The sequence below is a fragment of the Variovorax sp. S12S4 genome (assembly GCF_023195515.1).
In the GTDB taxonomy this organism is placed as follows: domain Bacteria; phylum Pseudomonadota; class Gammaproteobacteria; order Burkholderiales; family Burkholderiaceae_C; genus Variovorax.
On record NZ_JALPKR020000002.1, the window covers coordinates 689,199 to 703,104 of the forward strand.

A 13,906-nucleotide genomic window follows, 5' to 3' on the forward strand; every position below is an offset into this window, starting at 1 on the left:
GGAATCCGTCAGGCTTCCTGGCTCACCAGCAGGCCGGGCGCCTTGCCCAGCACCTTGGCGATGCGCACCACTTCCTCCGAAGGAATCTGGCGGAGGACCTCGCCGCTCGCGCGGTCGACCACCTTGACGATCATCTTGTCGGTGTCCTCGTCCAGCTCGAACTGCAGCCCGACCGAACGGCTCTGCAGCGAGGTGTTGATCTCGCGCACCGCCTCGGCAACCTGCGTGGGCGTTGCTTCCTCGACCACGGCCGCCGGCACTGCCGACGACTCCGCCGAAGCGGACGCGGCTGCGCCGGCCGTCCGCTCGGAGAGCATCTGCATCCACTGCTGGCCTTCCGCCGCCGGGGCTACGGGAATCGACATGATTTCCACCTTCTTGATTGCTTTCGCTGTCGTCTGCAGCCTGGCCGGAGCCAAGCCGCAGGGAACAGCGCAGGCGGATCCGGGCTTGCACCCGGACGCCTGCGCAATGCCTTACTGGATCAACGCAGGAGCGACAGCACGCCTTGCGTGGTCTGGTTCGCCTGGGCCAGCACCGAGGTACCAGCTTGTTGCAGGATCTGAGCGCGGGTCATGTTCGACACTTCGACTGCGTAGTCGGCGTCTTCGATGCGCGAACGCGAAGAAGACAGGTTGGTCACCGTGGTGCCGAGGTTGGCGATCGTGGAGTCGAAACGGTTCTGCACCGCACCCAGCGAGCTGCGCAGGTCGTCGACCATCTTCAGAGCTGCGTCGAGCTTCTTCATCGGGTCGATCGAAGCCGCACCGGCGAACTCGGCCGTCTTGCCAGCACCGCTCAGGACGATGTCCGTGCCGGTGTTGTCGAAGTCGGTGGGCGTTGCGCCGCCGTTGGCCAATGCGCCACCGCCGACCGCGAAGTTCTTGCCTTGCACGGCAACGTAAGCGGTAGCCGCGCCAGCAGCGTCCACACCCACCTTCACCAGCTGGTCGGCCAGTGCAACAGCGGTCGTCACGCCGTTGTCGGTGTCGGTGAACTCGACGTCGGCCACGTTCAGGACCACGTCGCCGGTCGTGTCGTCAACCGAAGCAGCGTAGAAGTCGTCACCCGACTTGACCACGAAGTTGGCGGTTGCGGCGCCGGTGGCGTCCTTCACGTTGTGCAGGCTCAGCGAAGAAGCATCCACGCCCAGCGAGGTGGCAGCCGACGAGAGGTCGACGTCTGCCGGCGTGCCGCCGAGATTGGTCTGCGTGATCGGAGCGCTGACGGGCAGAGCGTTGCTGCTGACAGAGAAGCCAGCCAGGCCGAGCGTCGTCGAGTCGATCTGCTTGAGGTCGATCTTGATCGTTTCGCCGTCGTTGGCACCGACTTGCACGGTCAGCGGCTTGGCGCCGGCCGAGAGAACCTTCACGCCGTTGAAATCGGTCTGTGCCGAGACACGGTCGATTTCGCTCATGCGCTGGGTGATTTCGTCCTGGATGGACTTCAGGTCGCTGGCCGAGTTGCTGCCGTTGGCGGCTTGCACTGCGAGCTCACGAACGCGCTGCAGGTTGTTGTTCACTTCCTTCAGTGCGCCTTCAGTCGTTTGCGCCAGCGAGATGCCGTCGTTGGCGTTGCGCTGGGCTTGCGACAGGCCCTTGATGTTGGCGGTGAAGCGGTTGGCAATGGCCTGGCCCGCTGCGTCGTCCTTGGCACCGTTGATGCGCAGGCCCGAAGACAGGCGCTGGATCGCGGTGTTCAGCGACGATTGCGACGCGTTGAGGTTGTTCTGCGTGAGCAGCGAGAGACTGTTGGTGTTGATGACTTGCGCCATTTTCGACTCCTGATAGACAAAGGTTGTGGACTCCGGCCGTCCGGCCGCAACGCTGGACCCGCTCCCACTGTGAGACTCAAGCCATCGTTGGTTTAGTTATCGGCAGGGGTTTCCAAACATTTAGAGTCCGGCGCAAAAAAGTTGCGCTGCCCACAACCCACAGGGATCAAGCGGGCAGGTTCATCACTTCCTGATAAGCAGCCACCAGGCGGTTGCGCACCTGCAGGCCGGTCTGGAAAGCCACGTTGGCCTTCTGCAGGTCGACCATCACGTCGTTCAGCGCAACGCCCGGCTTGCCCATTTCAAAGTCTTCGGCCTGGCCGTAGGCCTTGGTCTGCGCGGTGCTGATGTTGTCCAGCGAGCGGCGGAGCTCGGCGGCAAAACCTCCCGGCTCGGCCGCTTCGGCGGCGGGCTGGGCAATGCCCGTCTGGAGCGAGGTGACCCGCATCTGCTGCAAGACGGACTCGATGGCGGCAATCGACATGGAATGCTTTCTATCTCGTGTGTGAATCTGGGGGTGGACAAGGAAGCACCGGGGCGCCTCCGCGTGTTTTCAGCGTATCAGGGGAAGCCCTTGGGACATGCCCCCAACTGACGGCAAAACCCCCAGTTGTTCGACCAATCGAATATGGCGCGCCTGCTGAGAATCAACGCCGATCCCCAAGCCCGCTGACGACACCACAGCCCACCGGCATGACTCCAGAACATCGAAGCCTCCAGCCCCTCACCATGACCCCGCGCCGCCCGGTGCTCCTGGCCGTGACCGGGGTACTCGCATGAGCCGCCGGGCCGCTCCCAAGGCGAATACCGCAGCCCGCAGGGCGGAGGTTTTCCAATGAGTTCGGCGGCGCCCGCGGGCGCAATGCCGTCGCCCGGTTCCGCAATTGCGGACCGCCTGCGCGCACAACCGAAACTGCCCCTGATCGTCGGCGCCGCCGCGATCGTCGCCGCTGCCGCCGCGTTCCTGCTCTGGAGCCGCGGTCCCGACTACGGCGTGCTCTATACCAACGTGTCCGACCGCGACGGCGGCGCCATCATTGCGTCGCTGCAGCAGATGAACGTGCCGTACAAGTTCGCCGAAGGCGGCGGCGCGATCCTGATCGCCAGCGACAAGGTGCCTGAAGTGCGCCTGAAGCTTGCCTCCCAGGGCCTGCCCAAGGGCGGCGGCGTCGGCTTCGAACTGCTGGACAACCAGAAGTTCGGCACCAGCCACTTCGCCGAGCAGGTCAACTACCAGCGCGGCCTGGAGGGCGAGCTTGCGCGCTCCATCGAATCGATCGGTTCGGTCGAATCGGCGCGCATCCACCTGGCGCTGCCCAAGCCGTCGCTCTTCGTGCGCGACCAGAAGAAGCCTTCGGCCTCGGTGGTGCTCACGCTGCACCGCGGCCGCAGCATCGACGAAGGCCAGGTCAGCGCCATCGTGCACATGGTGTCGAGCAGCGTGCCCGAACTGAATGCCAAGAGCGTGACCGTGGTCGACCAGCACGGCAACCTGCTGTCGGCCGCCAACGCCGGCGCGCGCGGGCTGGACGTGAGCCAGCTGAAGTACGCGCAAGAAATCGAGCAGGGCTACATCCGCCGCATCGAGGCCATCCTGCAACCCATTCTGGGCGCCACCAACGTGCGCGCGCAGGTCGCCGCGGACATCGACTTCTCCGTGGTCGAGCGCACCGAAGAAAGCTACAAGCCGAACCAGGACCCGCGCAACGCAGCGATCCGCAGCCAGCAGTCGAGCGAATCGACCCAGCAAGGCGCCACGCCGCCGGGCGGCATTCCGGGCGCCCTGTCGAACCAGCCGCCGCAAACGCCGAACGCGCCCATCACTGCGCCGCCGGCGCCCAATACCCCGGCACCAGGTGCAGCGGCCGCGACGGGTGTTGCAGCAACGGCCGGCTCGGCACCGGGCAGCGCACGCAAGGACGTGACGACCAACTACGAACTCGACCGTTCGATCCGCCATGTGCAGCAGGGCGCGGGCGGCGTCAAGCGGCTGTCGGTGGCGGTGGTGGTCAACCATCGCAGCGCACCGGACGCGAGCGGCAAGCTCGTGCAGCGCGCGCTCACGCCGGCCGAGATCGAGCAGATCCGCAACCTGGCCAAGGAGGCCATGGGCTTCAGCCAGGAGCGCGGCGACTCGCTCAACGTGGTCAACAGCGCCTTCACCCGCGACGGCGAAGACGGCCAGGCCGGACCCGAGCTGCCCTTCTGGCGCGACCCGGCCAACCTGGGGCTCGCCAAGACGATCGGACAGTACGTGCTGCTCGCCTTCCTGGCCCTGTTCGCCTGGTTCGCCGTGCTGCGGCCGCTGCTGCGCAAGCACCTCGCGCCGCCGGCGCCCCCGGCCGCCGCCGCGCCAACCGGCTCCGGCGCCGCCGCGGAGACGGACGGCATGAGCGACGAGGACGAAGCGAACGCATCGCGTCTCAGCGCAAAGGCACGTGAGATCGAACGCCAGAAGGCCGACCTTGCCTACGCACACGAAACCGCCGACCAGGACCCGCGCCTGGTGGCCACGTTGATCAAGCATTGGATGAACACATGAGCGATGCCGGCACAAGAAAAAGCGCGATCCTGCTGATGTCCCTCGGCGAGGACCGCGCAGCGGCCACGCTGGCCCACCTGCCCGCCACCGAAGTGCAGGCGCTGGGCGCGGCAATGGCCAAGCTGAGCCAGGTTTCCAAGGACGAGCTGGCGGCCGTGCTGGCCGAGTTCCGCATGGAGACCGAGCAACTGTCCGCGCTGCACCTGGGCTCGGGCAGCTACATTCGCGCCGTGCTGCGCAAGGCGCTCGGCGACGACCGCGCAAGCAACCTGCTCGAAGACATTCTCCAGCCCGAGCAGCCGCACGGCGGCATCGAGCGGCTGAACGACCTGGAAGCCGGCGAAGTGGTGGAGCTCATCCGCGACGAACACCCGCAGATTCTTGCCACGCTGCTGATCCACCTGGACCGCAAGAAGGCCTCGGAAGTGCTCGAGAAGCTGCCGGAGCGCCTGCGCCACGACGTGATCCTGCGCGTGGCCACCTTTGGCGGCGTGCAGCCCGCGGCGTTGGCCGAGCTGACCGACGTGCTGACCGAAATGCTCTCGGGCGAAGGCCTGAAGCGCAGCCGCCTGGGCGGCGTGCGCACGGCGGCGGAAATCGTCAACCTGATGAACAGCGCGCAGGAAGAAGGCGCAATCGCCCATGTGCGCGAGCACGACGATGCGCTGGCCCAGCGCATTCTCGAAGAGATGTTCGTGTTCGAGAACCTGCTCGACCTGGAAGACCGCTTCATCCAGCGCCTGCTCAAGGACATCGAGTCCGATTCGCTCATCGTCGCGCTCAAGGGCTCGGCGCCCGAGCTGCGCGAGAAGTTCCTCAAGAACATGTCGCAGCGCGCCGCGGAAACGCTGCGCGAAGACATCGAACTGCGCGGCCCGGTGCGCGTGTCGCAGGTCGAGACCGAACAGAAGGCAATCCTGCAGGTGGTGCGCCGCCTGGCCGATGCCGGCGAGATCGTCATCTCCACGCCTGGAACCGATGACTTCGTCTGAAACCATGTTGCAAGTCCAATTTCGCGGCAAGTGCGGCAAGCGCAGTGACGCGGGGAGTCGATGAGATGACCTTGGCCAACCAATCCTTTGCGTCCCGCGCGCGGCAGAGCACGCCGCCGATGCCCGCGAGGCCGCGCCTTTCGGCCTGGCAGCGGTGGGAGATGAGTTCGCTCGACGAAGACACGCTCGCAGCGGGTACGCCCGCTGAAGCGGCCGCGGCGCCGCGCGTGGACCCCGCGGCGCTGGCCCGCGAGGCCGAGCTCGAGCGCCTAAGGCTGGAGGCGCGTGCCACCGGCGAGGCCGAAGGCCGGCGCGAGGGCTGGGCCCAGGGCCATGCCGAAGGGCATGCCGCCGGCCTGGCCGCGGGCCTGGCCGGCGCAAGCGCGCATGCGGAGCAACTGCGCGCACTGGCCGCTGCGCTGCCTGCCGCATTGCGCAGCGCCGAAAGCGAACTGGCCGATGCCGTGATGGCGCTTGCATTCGATGTGGCACGCCAGGTGATCCACCGCACGCTGCGCGTCGAACCCGAATGGGTGCTTGCGCTGGTGCAAGACCTGCTGCACGCCGAGCCCGCCCTGCAAGGCGAGCCCCGCCTGCTGCTGCACCCTGAAGACGTGGCACTGGTGAAGAACAGCCTCGGCAACGAACTGCAGGCCGCCGGTTGGCAGGTACGTGCCGACGACACGCTGGCCCGCGGCGGCTGCCGCTGCGCTCCGCGAGCGGCGAAGTGGACGCAAGCCTGGAAACGCGCTGGAAGCGCGTGGCCGATGCGTTCTCGCCCAACGGTGGCGAGTCGGCCGGAGGCTGAAAACGATGTCCGCCACAGCACAAGCCGCAGCACCTTCCGCGTCTGCCGCCAATCCGCACCTCAAGTCCTGGCTGGGCACGCTCGCGCAAGCCCGCCATGACGTCGGCCTTTGCTCGACCATTGCCACTTCGGGCCGGCTCACCCGCGCGGTGGGCCTGGTGCTGGAGGCCGTGGGCCTGCAGCTGCCGGTCGGCAGCGACTGCCTGATCGAACTGCCGCCCGGTTACCCGCAGCGCCATGCGGAGGCCGAAGTGGTCGGCTTTGCCGGCGACCGACTGTTTCTGATGCCGCAAAGCGAAGTGGCCGGCCTGCTGCCCGGCGCCCGCGTGTTCGCGCGGCCCGGTCCGGCCCAAGTCAATACGGGCGGCAGCTCCGGCGATGCGCATACCAAGCGGCTGCCGGTGGGCGAAGGCATGCTTGGCCGCGTGGTCGATGCCGCCGGCCGCCCGCTCGACGGACTCGGCCCGCTCGACGTGAGCCGCCGCGTGCCGCTGAGCTCGCCGCCGATGAACCCGCTTGCGCGCGCGCCCATCGATTCGGTGCTCGACGTGGGCGTGCGCGCCATCAACGCCATGCTCACGGTGGGCCGCGGCCAGCGCATGGGCCTGTTTGCCGGCTCCGGGGTGGGCAAGAGCGTGCTGCTGGGCATGATGGCGCGCTACACCAGCGCCGAAGTCATCGTGGTAGGCCTGATCGGCGAACGCGGCCGCGAGGTGAAGGACTTCATCGAGAACACGCTCGGCGAAGAGGGCCTGGCCCGCGCCGTGGTGGTGGCCGCGCCGGCCGACAACTCGCCGCTGCTGCGCCTGCAGGGTGCGGCCTATGCCACCTGCCTGGCCGAGTACTTTCGCGACCAGGGCCGCGACGTGCTGCTCATCATGGATTCGCTCACGCGCTATGCCATGGCACAGCGCGAGATCGCGCTGGCCGTCGGCGAGCCGCCGGCCACCAAGGGCTATCCGCCCTCGGTGTTCGCCAAGCTGCCGGCGCTGGTGGAGCGGGCCGGCAACGGATCGCGCGACGCCAATGGGCGGGGCGGCTCGATCACGGCCTTCTATACCGTGCTGTCCGAAGGCGACGACCAGCAGGACCCGATTGCCGATTCGGCGCGCGCCATCCTGGACGGGCACGTGGTGCTGTCGCGCACGCTGGCCGAAGCGGGCCACTACCCGGCCATCGACATCGAGGCGTCCATCAGCCGCGCAATGACCGCCCTGATCGAGCCTTCGCAGTTCGACACCGTGCGCCGCTTCAAGCAGGCGCTCTCGCGCTACCAGCGCAACCGAGACCTGATCAGCGTCGGCGCGTATGCGGCCGGCCACGATCCGCAGCTCGACCAGGCCATTGCGCTGTACCCGCGCATCGAGGCCTTCCTGCAGCAATCGATGGAAGAACGCTGCGACTACAAGACCTCGATCGCCCGCATGGGCAGCCTGTTCGAACCCGCCTGAGCCACAACCACCACGGAGCCGCCATGCCGCACAAACTTCCGCTCGACACGCTCACCGACCTCGCCCGCAACAAGACCGACGACGCGGCGCGGCAGCTCGGCCTGCTGCAGAACGCGCAAGTCAGCGCCGCGCAAAAGCTGGAGTTGCTGCTGCAATACCGCCAGGACTACAGCGACCAGCTGCACGTGCTGATGCAGAACGGCCTGCCCTCGGCGCAGTGGCACAACTACCGCAACTTTCTCGGCACGCTCGACGGCGCCATCCAGCAGCAGCAAGCCATCGTCGCGCAGGCGGCCAGCCGGCTGGACATCGGCCGCAACGAATGGCAGCACCACAAGCGCCGCCTCAACTCCTTCGACGCACTGGCCGAGCGCATGCGGCGGCAAGAGCTCGTGGTCGGCGCACGGCGCGAGCAACGCGACAGCGACGAACGTGCGGCGCGCAAGTTCTTCGACCGCGCCTCCCAACCGACACCCTGACGTTTTCCTGAAGAACCGCCATGCCCACCTTTATCGCTCCTTCCTTCGCGCCCAATGCAGCCGGCGCCTCGGCCTCTTCGACGGCCCCCGGCCCGCGCGGCCGCAACGCCGAGGAAGCCGACGGCCGCAGCTTCAATGCGGTGCTGACCCGCTCGCGCGGCACCGGCCAGTCGCAGCAATCGCAGCAGGCGCAGGAAGATTCCGCGTCGCCCGCGCTCGAAGGCAAGGCACGGCAAAAATCCTCTCGCGCCGGCGACCGCAAGGACGACCTGCCCGTCGAACTGCCGCTGGCATTTTTTGCACCGACCATGACCGCGCTGGCTTCATCGCCCGCGGCGGCCTCGGCGCTCCCAGGTGGCGCAACCGTGGCGGCCACACTGCCTGAAGGCGCCCAGAGCCTGTTGACCGCCGACGCAGCCGTGGCGGCCCTGCCCACCGACGCTGCCATGGATGCGCTGCCCGGCGATGCGACCGAGGCCGAAGGGGCCGAGGGCGGAAACCCGGCAACGGCCGCACTGCCGCGCGATGCCCAAGCCGTGGCATCGGAAATCGCGCAGCCGAAGAACAAGGGCCGTGCCGAAGCGGCCATCGGCCAGCCCGTTGCCGAATTGCCGGCAGTTACAGCGCTGCCAGCAGCAGGTACCTCCGCAGCGGCGGGCGCCATGCCGGTCGCCGCCACGGCTCCGTCCGGCGATGCGACCGTCGCAACCGTCACCGCCATTGCTTCTGAAGCGGCGAAGGCGAGTGCCGCTTCGCCGGCGGCCGACGAAGCGCTATCGGCACCCACAGCCGCAATGCTCGCAGCCGACAAGCCCGACCTTGGCGCCGCAGCGTCCAATGCGGCCGATCCGTTTACCCTGCCGCAAGGGATGACCTTCGCCACCGCCGCGGTCGACCGCGCGAACCTGCCCGCCAATGCCAGCCAGTTGCCTGTACTGAACGTGGCACCGCCCGTGGGCTCCGACGAATGGGGCCCCGCCCTCGGCCACCAGATGCTGCGCATGAACGCGGCCGGCGCGCAGGTTGCCGAGCTGAACCTGAACCCGGCCGGTCTCGGCCCGCTGAAGGTCACGCTCTCGATGGGAGACAACCAGGCGCAGGCCATGTTCGTCTCGGCCCATGAAAGCGTGCGCAAGGCCGTGGAGGCGGCGCTGCCGCAATTGCGCGCGAGCCTTGCGGAACAAGGCATCAGCCTGGGCCAGGCCTCGGTGGGTGCGGAGGCGCATCGTTTTGCCGGCCAGGGCGGCGCCTTCGACCAGCAAGCCCAGCAGCAGCAGGGTTCGGGCCGGCAGCCGCAGTACCCGGCCCCCGGCCGCGCGGACGCCGCTGCCCTCGCCGAGCCGCTGCACGGCAGCCTGCCGCTCGCCGCACCGCGCACCTCCAGCGCCGGCGTAGACACCTTCGCATGAGACGAACGCGGGATCTGAGGCCTTTTCCCGCGCTTGATCAGCCCTTCGTTTGCCGGGCACCTGGCAAAGAATAGTCCCAACCAGACATTGTTTTCGCAGTTTCAAATATGGCTACCAGTCCTTCTGTCGCAATCGCTCCCCCTGCCGCCGCGCCTCGCTCTTCGAAGCTGAAGATCGTGATTCCGGCCGCTGTGCTGGCCTGCGGTCTTGCCGGCGGCGGCGGCTATTACCTGATGAGCCAGCGCGCTCCCGCCGCGGCCGCCGAATCGGCCGCACCGGCGCTCGTGCCCGACAAGCCGATCTTCGTCACGATCGAGCCCTTGACCGTGAACGTGCAGTCCGAAGGCCGAGCGCGCTTCCTGCATGTGGGCATGGCCCTGAAGGTGCGCAACGAGCAGGCCAAGGCGCACGTCGTCGAGTACATGCCCGAGGTGCGCAGCCGGCTGCTGCTGCTGCTGTCGAACCGCCCGCCCGAGTCGCTGGTGACCACCGAGGACAGGGCCCGGCTGGCAGAGGAAATCCGCCTCGAGCTGAGCCGCCCGCTGGCTGCAGGCTTTCCCCCGCAGGAGATCGGCAGCGTTTCCTTCAACACCTTCATGGTGCAGTAAATCTTTTTCCGGACCGGCGATTCATGGCCTATGAACAGGTGCTCTCCCAAGACGAAGTCGACGCGCTGCTGCAGGGCGTCACCGGAGGCAGCCCCGAGCAAAGCGAAGGCGCTGCCCCCAGGTCGGACGGCCTGCCGGTGTACGACCTCGGCGCGCCCGACCGCGTGGTACGCAGCCGCATGCACACGCTCGAGGTCATCAACGAGCGTTTTGCCCGCCATCTGCGCAGCTCGCTGTTGAACTTCATGCGCCGCAGCCCCGACATCTCGGTGGGGCCGGTGCACATCCAGCAGTACGGCGAGTTCGTGCGGCACCTGCCGGTGCCCGCCAACATCAACATGCTGCACATGAAGCCGCTGCGCGGAACGGCCCTCTTCGTGTTCGACCCGAAGCTGGTGTTCCTGGTGGTGGACAACCTCTTTGGCAGCGACGGGCGCTATCACGTGCGCGTCGAGGGCCGCGACTTCACGCGCACGGAACAACGCATCATCAAGCGCCTGCTGAACCTCACGCTGCAGTGCTATGCAGACGCCTGGCAGCCGGTGTTCCCGCTGAGCTTCGACTACGTGCGCGCCGAAATGCACGGCAAGCTGGCCAACATCGTCGCGCCGAACGAGGTGGTGATCAACACCACGCTGCAGATCGAGTTCGGCCCCGTGGGCGGCTTCCTGCACGTGTGCATTCCCTATTCGATGATCGAGCCGATCCGCGACCTGCTCTCCAATCCGGTGCAGGACGAGATCGAGGTCGACAAGCGCTGGGTGCGGCAGATGTCGCAGCAGATGCAGAGCGCCGACGTGGAGCTCAGCGCCGAATTCATTACCTTGCCTTCGACCATCGGCGAGGTCCTCAAGCTGCAGGCGGGCGACGTGCTGCCCATTGAACTTCCCGAGTCGATCACCGCACGCGTCGACGGCATTCCGGTGATGGAGTGCGGCTACGGGGTCTCGAACGAACGCTATGCCCTGCGCGTGCTGCAGATGATCTCCCACCAAGACAGCGATCTGAAGAACGAACATGACTGACAACACCCCATCCTCCAGCGATGCGGACGACTGGGCCAGCGCGCTGGCCGAGCAGACCGCGGCTTCCGCTCCCGCCCGCTCCCGCACCAGCCCCGGCACCTGCGCCGGCCCCCGCCTTTGCTCCCGCACCTGCTGCGGCCCCCGCGGGCAGCCGCGTCTTCCAGCCGCTGCAGCCGGCACCGTCCGCATCGGGTTCGCCGGTGGACGTGGAACGGATCCTCGACGTGCCGGTGCAGCTGACGGCCGAACTCGGCCGCACCCGCATCACCATCAAGAGCCTGCTGCAACTGTCGCAAGGCTCGGTGGTGGAGCTGGACGGCCTGGCCGGCCAGCCGCTGGACGTGCTGATCAACGGCTACCTGATTGCGCAGGGCGAAGTGGTTGTGGTGAACGAGAAGTACGGCATTCGCCTGACCGACATCGTCACGCCCTCCGAGCGCATGCAGAAGCTCGGCCGGTCATGAACCTTCTTGCAAGGCCTGGCAGGCGGTTGCGGCGCGTTGCCGCATCGATTGCGACCGCGGCAAGCAGCCTGGCCGCGCACGCCGCCCATGCCGCGCTACCGACGGTGCCTTCGCCCGTCGAAACGGCCCCGGCGGTCGGCGCATCCAGCCTGCTGCAGGCCGGCTTCGGCATGTTCGCGGTGCTGGGCCTCATCTTCCTGTGCGCCTGGGCGGCACGCCGCTTCGGACTGCAGCGCCTGGGCGGCGGCCAGTTCGTGAAGGTGGTTTCGAGTGCCATGGTCGGCCAGCGCGAACGCGTGGTGGTGGTCGAGGTTGGCGCCACCTGGCTGGTGCTGGGCGTTACATCGAGCCAGGTGAACACGTTGCATTCGATGCCGGCCCAGGCGGTGCCCGCAACCCCGGGCGCAACGGCCACCATGCCGGATCCACGCTTTGCCGGCGCGGCTGGCCTGTTCGCTCAAAAACTGCGCGACTCCCTCGGACTCAGGCAGCGGCCGAACCCATGATTCGCATTGCTTCCCAGCGACGCTTTCGCAGCGTCGTGCTGACCCTGCTCGCCCTCGCGCTGCCGATGACGGCATGGACGCAGGGCCTGCCCGGCCTGACCAGCTCGCCCGGCCCGGGCGGCAGCCAGACCTGGTCGCTCAGCGTGCAGACGCTGGTGCTGCTGACCTCGCTCACGTTCCTGCCGGCGCTGCTGCTGAGCATGACGAGCTTCACCCGCATCCTCATCGTGCTGGGCCTGCTGCGCACCGCCATCGGCACGCAGTCTTCGCCGCCCAACCAGATTCTGGTGGGCCTGTCGCTCTTCTTGACCTTCTTCGTGATGTCGCCGGTGTTCGACAAGGTCTACAACGACGCCTACAAGCCGTTCTCCGAAAACAAGATCACGGCCGAGAAGGCACTCGAAAAAGGCATTGCGCCCTTCAAGTCGTTCATGCTCAAGCAGACCCGCGAGAACGACCTGGCCCTGTTCGCCAGGCTCGCGAAGATTCCCGACATGCAAGGGCCTGAAGAAGTGCCGCTGCGCATCCTGCTTCCCGCTTTTGTGATCAGCGAGCTGAAAACGGCGTTCCAGATCGGCTTCACCATCTTCATCCCGTTTCTCATCATCGACCTGGTGGTTGCCAGCGTGCTGATGTCCATGGGCATGATGATGGTGCCGCCCGCCTCCATTGCATTGCCGTTCAAGCTGATGCTGTTCGTCATGGCCGACGGCTGGCAGTTGCTGATTGGCGCACTCGCACAGAGCTTTTATCTTTAGAGGACCGGAATGACACCCGAATCCGTCATGTCCCTGGGCAGCCAGGCAATCCACGTCTCGCTGCTGCTCGGCGCGCCGATGCTGCTGGTGGCGCTGGTGGTCGGCCTGGTCATCAGCATCTTCCAGGCGGCCACGCAGATCAACGAAGCCACGCTCTCGTTCATTCCCAAGCTGCTGGCCGTGTGCGCGGTGCTGGTGATTGCCGGCCCGTGGATGCTGGCGCAGATGCTCGACTACATCCGCACGCTGTTCTCGAGCATTCCGCAACTCGTGGCCTGAGGGCACGCGCGCGATGCCCGCCATTTTCTCCGTCACGTCGGCGGAGCTCACCGCCTGGATGACGGCCTTTCTTTGGCCGTTCGTGCGCATGCTGGCGCTGGTCAGCACCGCGCCGGTGTTCGGCGAGCCCGGCGTTTCGCGCCAGCTCAAGGTGGCCATTGCGGCCTTGCTGACCATTGCCATCGCACCGACGCTCGGGCCGATGCCGCCGGTGCCGGTGGTTTCGGCCGGCGGCATCTGGATCATCCTGCAGCAAGTGCTCATCGGCGCCGCCATCGGCTTCACGATGCGCATGGTGTTTGCCGCCGTGCTGGCCGCGGGCGAATACATCGGCCTGCAGATGGGCCTTTCCTTCGCTTCGTTTTTCGACCCGATGGCCGGCGGCGCCACGATGGTGGTCGCGCGGCTGATGCACATGCTGGCCATCCTGCTCTTCCTGGCGGTGGACGGCCATCTGCTGATGGTGGCCGGCCTGGCCGAAAGCTTCAGCACGCTGCCGATTGCCGATGCGCCACTGGCCGCACAAGGCTGGATGTTCCTGGTGCTGGGCGGCGGGCAGATCTTCATCAACGGCTTCATGCTTTCGCTGCCACTGGTGACCGCGCTGCTCACGCTGAACCTTGCAATGGGCATCCTGAACCGGGCCTCGCCGCAGTTCAGCATCTTTGCGGTGGGCTTTCCGCTCACGCTGCTGGCGGGCATCGGCATGATGCATCTGCTCATGCCGCAGTTCGGCGCGTTCCTGGAGCCGCGCTTTGCCGCGGGGCTTTCTTCGGTGCTCCAGCTCACGCAAACCCTCAGGCCCTGAGGG

15 protein-coding genes and 1 pseudogene are annotated in these 13,906 nt (G+C 67.1%); 13 read left to right on the forward strand and 3 right to left on the reverse strand.

Annotated features, from left to right (window positions below):
* Positions 1–8 precede the first annotated feature (8 nt).
* The 3 genes from M0765_RS03675 to fliE form a co-directional block, all read right to left on the reverse strand.
* Entirely contained in the window at positions 9–365 is a 357-nt protein-coding gene (locus tag M0765_RS03675) for a flagellar protein FlaG (protein WP_258502106.1), read from the reverse strand.
* 119 nt (positions 366–484) lie between these two features.
* Positions 485–1,774, reverse strand: a complete 1,290-nt coding sequence (locus M0765_RS03680) for a FliC/FljB family flagellin (RefSeq protein WP_258502107.1) — start codon at positions 1,772–1,774, stop codon at positions 485–487.
* A gap of 166 nt (positions 1,775–1,940) precedes the next feature.
* Positions 1,941–2,258 (reverse strand): flagellar hook-basal body complex protein FliE, encoded by a 318-nt coding sequence (gene fliE, locus M0765_RS03685; RefSeq protein WP_258502108.1) that lies wholly within the window; start codon positions 2,256–2,258, stop codon positions 1,941–1,943.
* A gap of 351 nt (positions 2,259–2,609) precedes the next feature.
* Here fliE and fliF point away from each other — a divergent pair, with 351 nt between their 5' ends.
* From fliF to fliR, 13 genes and pseudogenes are all read left to right on the forward strand, one after another.
* Positions 2,610–4,316 carry a flagellar basal-body MS-ring/collar protein FliF gene (gene fliF, locus M0765_RS03690; protein WP_258502110.1) on the forward strand — a complete coding sequence of 569 codons (1,707 nt, stop codon included), beginning with the start codon at positions 2,610–2,612 and terminating at the stop codon, positions 4,314–4,316.
* Positions 4,313–5,308 carry a flagellar motor switch protein FliG gene (gene fliG / locus M0765_RS03695; RefSeq protein WP_157615469.1) on the forward strand — a complete coding sequence of 332 codons (996 nt, stop codon included), beginning with the start codon at positions 4,313–4,315 and terminating at the stop codon, positions 5,306–5,308. Before fliF ends, fliG begins: the two co-directional genes overlap by 4 nt.
* Positions 5,309–5,373: 65 nt before the next feature.
* Positions 5,374–6,216, forward strand: coding sequence for a FliH/SctL family protein (locus tag M0765_RS03700; RefSeq protein WP_258502111.1), 843 nt, complete (start codon positions 5,374–5,376; stop codon positions 6,214–6,216).
* A complete protein-coding gene (gene fliI / locus M0765_RS03705) occupies positions 6,122–7,567 on the forward strand; it encodes a flagellar protein export ATPase FliI (protein WP_258502112.1) in 1,446 nt (481 codons plus the stop codon). The genes M0765_RS03700 and fliI overlap by 95 nt, the downstream gene beginning before the upstream one ends.
* Before the next feature lie 23 nt (positions 7,568–7,590).
* Positions 7,591–8,046 (forward strand): flagellar export protein FliJ, encoded by a 456-nt coding sequence (gene fliJ / locus M0765_RS03710; protein WP_258502113.1) that lies wholly within the window; start codon positions 7,591–7,593, stop codon positions 8,044–8,046.
* A 20-nt stretch (positions 8,047–8,066) separates the two neighbouring features.
* On the forward strand, positions 8,067–9,455 hold the full coding sequence (locus tag M0765_RS03715) for a flagellar hook-length control protein FliK (protein WP_258502114.1): 1,389 nt from the start codon (positions 8,067–8,069) through the stop codon (positions 9,453–9,455).
* 176 nt (positions 9,456–9,631) lie between these two features.
* Positions 9,632–10,063: a flagellar basal body-associated FliL family protein gene (locus M0765_RS03720; RefSeq protein ID WP_258502115.1), complete on the forward strand. Its 432-nt coding sequence runs from the start codon at positions 9,632–9,634 to the stop codon at positions 10,061–10,063.
* 23 nt (positions 10,064–10,086) lie between these two features.
* Positions 10,087–11,088 (forward strand): flagellar motor switch protein FliM, encoded by a 1,002-nt coding sequence (gene fliM, locus M0765_RS03725; RefSeq protein ID WP_126748335.1) that lies wholly within the window; start codon positions 10,087–10,089, stop codon positions 11,086–11,088.
* Positions 11,081–11,552 (forward strand): annotated as a pseudogene (gene fliN, locus M0765_RS03730) (flagellar motor switch protein FliN). Before fliM ends, fliN begins: the two are co-directional and overlap by 8 nt.
* On the forward strand, positions 11,549–12,058 hold the full coding sequence (gene fliO / locus M0765_RS03735) for a flagellar biosynthetic protein FliO (RefSeq protein WP_258502116.1): 510 nt from the start codon (positions 11,549–11,551) through the stop codon (positions 12,056–12,058). Before fliN ends, fliO begins: the two are co-directional and overlap by 4 nt.
* Positions 12,059–12,123: 65 nt before the next feature.
* Entirely contained in the window at positions 12,124–12,816 is a 693-nt protein-coding gene (fliP, locus tag M0765_RS03740; RefSeq protein WP_258508106.1) for a flagellar type III secretion system pore protein FliP, read from the forward strand.
* Positions 12,817–12,825: 9 nt separating this feature from the next.
* Positions 12,826–13,095, forward strand: coding sequence for a flagellar biosynthesis protein FliQ (fliQ, locus tag M0765_RS03745; RefSeq protein WP_126748331.1), 270 nt, complete (start codon positions 12,826–12,828; stop codon positions 13,093–13,095).
* A gap of 13 nt (positions 13,096–13,108) precedes the next feature.
* A complete protein-coding gene (gene fliR / locus M0765_RS03750; protein WP_258502117.1) occupies positions 13,109–13,903 on the forward strand; it encodes a flagellar biosynthetic protein FliR in 795 nt (264 codons plus the stop codon).
* The last annotated feature ends 3 nt before the right edge of the window (positions 13,904–13,906 follow it).